The sequence below is a fragment of the Metabacillus niabensis genome (assembly GCF_020524345.1).
Taxonomy (GTDB): domain Bacteria; phylum Bacillota; class Bacilli; order Bacillales; family Bacillaceae; genus Metabacillus; species Metabacillus niabensis_B.
This window is the reverse complement of record NZ_JAIVLH010000053.1, coordinates 1-3,738: the sequence shown is the minus strand read 5'-3', so window position 1 is coordinate 3,738 and position 3,738 is coordinate 1. Positions and strand designations below refer to the sequence as shown.

Below are 3,738 nucleotides of genomic sequence, written 5' to 3'. Positions count from 1 at the left end.
ATACCTATATCCATTGGTTTAATAACAAAAGAATTCATGGAACACTAGGCTATCTAAGCCCAATAGAATTCAAACTTGAACACCTTAAAAAAGTTGTCTAGTTTACTGTTGACTATCCACTATACCAACTTAATGCATCTAGACGATTTTAAAAAACGATATTGGTAGTAAGGGGGCCAAGGTGTATTTTCTCCTTGTAATGCCTAAAGTGTGCACAAAAGTGTGCACATACTTATTTTATTTAATTGATTTTAACTGAACTAGATTATACACAAATCCCATTTAAACCTTACTAAATCAGACTTCATTGCATTATATTTAACTTAATTAACTCAGTTAATTAACATATTTTCCTCTGGCAACGTAGAGGTCACCGTTTCGCTCCCCTCTCGTTTATCTTAATAGACCATTGGAAGTCATCCTTCAAATCTCTCCTATAATGTTTGAGAATCCTCCAAAAGGTACTATCAATAACAACATTTATTAAGTTAACTCTTTTTGACCATACTGTATTTGACCACATACCATTAATGAAAGGAGAACAAATGATCATAAAGAAGGATAATAAAACTGGAAAATGGTACTTCCGCATTGATGTAGGTACTGACCCCAAAACAGGTAAAAGAAAACAAAAGTACAGAGGTGGGTTTCCAACAAGAAAAGCTGCTCAAGATGAACTAACTAGTATTCAGGCTCAAGTTCTAGATGGTTCATATTTCGAACCATCAATTGAAATGTTTGAAGTATTTTTAAATCGGTGGTTCGATGGGATATATCGAAGAAATGTTGAACCTACAACTGCTGAATCACGTCGCCACATAGTTGATAAACAGATTATTCCATATTTTGATCAAAAAAAAATCTCAGATATAGATACTTTTATGATTGATGAATTCTATGAGGCAAAATTAGAAGAATGCTTATCAGCAGGATATATTAAAATCATGCATTCTATCTTAAATCAAACATTCAAAAAAGCACTAAACTGGAAGTTAATTAAGCATAATCCCGTTCTTGAGGCCTCTCCTCCCCCGGTAAAAAATTCAAAAATAAAAGGGCTTTGGACAAAAGGTGAAACTAAACAATTTCTAGAATTAGTAACAGAGAAGTCAATAGAGATACCATATATACTTGGGATTTTCACTGGAATGCGACGAGGGGAAACGTTAGGGCTAAAATGGAGTGATATTAATTTCGAAACAGGTCATATACACGTGCAAAGAAGTTTAGCTCGAACAAAGAATCAAGGCCTTTACTTTAAGAACGTTAAAACTGAATCCTCAGACCGAATTGTTGTTGTTTCTGACTATGTACTTAGTCTACTGAAAAATCATCAACAAAGACAAGAGACGATGAAAAACAAATTAGGAGAAAGCTTTATAGACAATGATCTTGTAAATTGCACACTTGATGGTAAACCAATAGAGCCAAGAAATTTACTAAGACAATTCCAATCACTTATTAAAGAAGCAAATTTACCAAAGATTACTTTTCACGATTTACGGCATCTCAATGCTACTACTTTAATGGCGTTGGGTGAAAATCCAAAAGTTGTTGCTGATCGACTAGGCCATAGCCGTGTTCAAGTCACACTAGATATTTACTCTCATGTAAGTACAGAATTACAAAGACAAACTGCTAATAAGTTCGAACAAGATTTTTTTAGAGACAATGTGCAATAAATGTGCAATTTTCTTTCTCGAAGGTCTTGTAGCAGTTTATGTTCAAAAACAAGAAAAGCTTCAATCCCTTATCTACCAAGGGATTGAAGCTTCCTATTTCGATGATCCGAGAGGGATTCGAACCCCCGACCCCTACCCTGTCAAGGTAGTGTTCTCCCACTGAACTATCGGATCAATATATTATTTTATGTAACACTTTAAGCTACATATTATATTATATTCAGTTACCTACCTCAAGTCAACACTTCTTCTCTATCACTGTTCGACTTATTTCCCAGAAAATATTTGAATCATGTCAAAACGGACTTGCCATATGACAAAACTCTCCCATTTAGACATGATTCTCATCATTATTCCTCAAAACTCAAAAACTACTATATCTATTCCTGAATCCCTTTTTCTTCAAAATATTTCGCTGCACCAGGATGTAACTCTAGATTTCCTAATCCTTCAAGTGCAGTTTCAGGTGTAATCAATTCACCTTTAGCATGTGTAATTTTATCTGTGTTCTCAAATAGTGATTTTGTCATCTCATAGACTAGCTCTTCATCTAAGTCCTTTGTTACAACAAGCATCGCCTTTACAGCGACTGTTGTTACGTCTTCTTCTATCTTATATGTTCCTGCAGCAACTGTATCTTGTGCATAATATGGATACTGATCAATTAATGCTTGAATTTTATCTTCTGCAAACGGGACTATTACGATATCGTTTTGGGCTGATAGTGCTTCTACCGCACCTGTTGGCGTCCCTGCTGTTATGAATGCTGCGTCGATGGTTCCAGCCTGAATGCCATCTGTTGATTCATCAAATGATAGGTTTTGAGGCTTAATATCTTTATCTGTTAGTCCATGAGCTTCTAACACTTGCATGGCATTGATGTACGCTCCGGAACCAGGGGCACCCACTGACACAGCTTTCCCCTTTAAGTCTTCTACTGACGTAATACCACTATCTTTTGTTGTGACAAGCTGAACTGTCTCCGGATATAAAGATCCAATTGCTTGTATATTATCAATCGCATTTCCTTCGAACATTTCTAATCCATCAATCGCATATGCGGCAATGTCTGTTTGTGAAAATGCTATTTCCGCTTCTCCAGCTCTTAAGGTTTCCATGTTTTCAGCTGAAGCACCTGATGTTTGTGGTGTTATATTTGCATTTGTGTTGTCGGTAATAATTTTTCCGATCTGGCCGCCGAGTGGATAATACGTTCCTCCTGTACCACCTGTTAATAAGCTTAAATCTTGCTTATCACCTGAATTATTTTCAGATTCGTTTGTGCCCTCTTCTTCATTTGTATTACCCGAATCAGCACCACTATTACAGGCAGCCATGACCAACATGAAGGCAAGGAGTAGAATAAACAACAGGCTATGACGCATTTTTTTCATCTCTTTTCCCCCTTTGAATTTTAGTTAAAGCGCTAGCTCTTTTTTATATATGATGAAACCTCTCTGTACATGCATATGAATCTTGACGAACTTCCTATATCTACCAACACAGAGGGCTAGTTCCCAGATAATTCTGTATAGTATATTATCAATATGTATAGTCAAAAAAGAGAAAAAAGAATGGTGAAAAATAGCACTTGACATTGTCCTGACATTATCGTATTGAAGGCTCACAAGGGTCGTTGGATCAAAATAATTCGAATTTCGGTACAGGTTATGCTTCTATTACGAATGTAAGACTTCTTGAATTGATACAATTCAAATTAACCGTTCATATATTTCAACTCTTCCAAACAACCAGCAAGATGCAGCCATTATTTCAGCCCTTATCGCTCTTGCTCGTGAGTTAAATATTCAAATTATTGCAGAAGGTATTGAAACAAAGGAGCAGTTGGAGTTCCTATTATCTAAGGGGGGTACAGATTTTCAAGAATATTATTTTAGTCTACCTCTTCAATTCAATAAAATAATAGAGTTAATAAAATCGAGTAGAGGGAAAAATAATTTTAATTATTTTCGCCCCTCTCACACCACCGTACGTACGGTTCCGTATACGGCGGTTCAATTTATATTACAGTGTGTACTTTTAGATAATGATCTAA

4 protein-coding genes and 1 tRNA gene are annotated in these 3,738 nt (G+C 35.8%); 3 read left to right on the top strand and 2 right to left on the bottom strand.

Annotated features, from left to right (window positions below):
* Nucleotides 1–8: 8 nt before the first annotated feature.
* Together LC095_RS27360 and LC095_RS26500 are read left to right on the top strand one after the other, a co-directional pair.
* Complete coding sequence (locus LC095_RS27360) at nucleotides 9–101, top strand: IS3 family transposase (RefSeq protein WP_226529800.1); 93 nt, start codon at nucleotides 9–11, stop codon at nucleotides 99–101.
* 444 nt (nucleotides 102–545) lie between these two features.
* On the top strand, nucleotides 546–1,682 hold the full coding sequence (locus LC095_RS26500) for a site-specific integrase (RefSeq protein WP_226530903.1): 1,137 nt from the start codon (nucleotides 546–548) through the stop codon (nucleotides 1,680–1,682).
* Between the two features lie 102 nt (nucleotides 1,683–1,784).
* Here the strand turns inward: LC095_RS26500 and LC095_RS26495 are convergent.
* Both LC095_RS26495 and LC095_RS26490 read right to left on the bottom strand, forming a co-directional pair.
* Nucleotides 1,785–1,856: transfer RNA gene (locus LC095_RS26495), tRNA-Val, on the bottom strand.
* Nucleotides 1,857–2,062: 206 nt separating this feature from the next.
* Nucleotides 2,063–3,076, bottom strand: coding sequence for a TAXI family TRAP transporter solute-binding subunit (locus LC095_RS26490; RefSeq protein ID WP_226530902.1), 1,014 nt, complete (start codon nucleotides 3,074–3,076; stop codon nucleotides 2,063–2,065).
* Nucleotides 3,077–3,383: 307 nt separating this feature from the next.
* Between LC095_RS26490 and LC095_RS27355 the strand changes: the two genes are divergently transcribed.
* Nucleotides 3,384–3,738: EAL domain-containing protein (locus LC095_RS27355; RefSeq protein WP_226530904.1), on the top strand; the 355-nt coding region annotated here is incomplete at its 3' end.

Bases quoted from the DNA above. Each gene is read 5' to 3' on its own strand.
- LC095_RS26500 (WP_226530903.1), top strand. From the start codon at position 546: ATGATCATAAAGAAGGATAATAAAACTGGAAAATGGTACTTCCGCATT.
- LC095_RS26490 (WP_226530902.1), bottom strand. From the start codon at position 3,076: ATGAAAAAAATGCGTCATAGCCTGTTGTTTATTCTACTCCTTGCCTTC.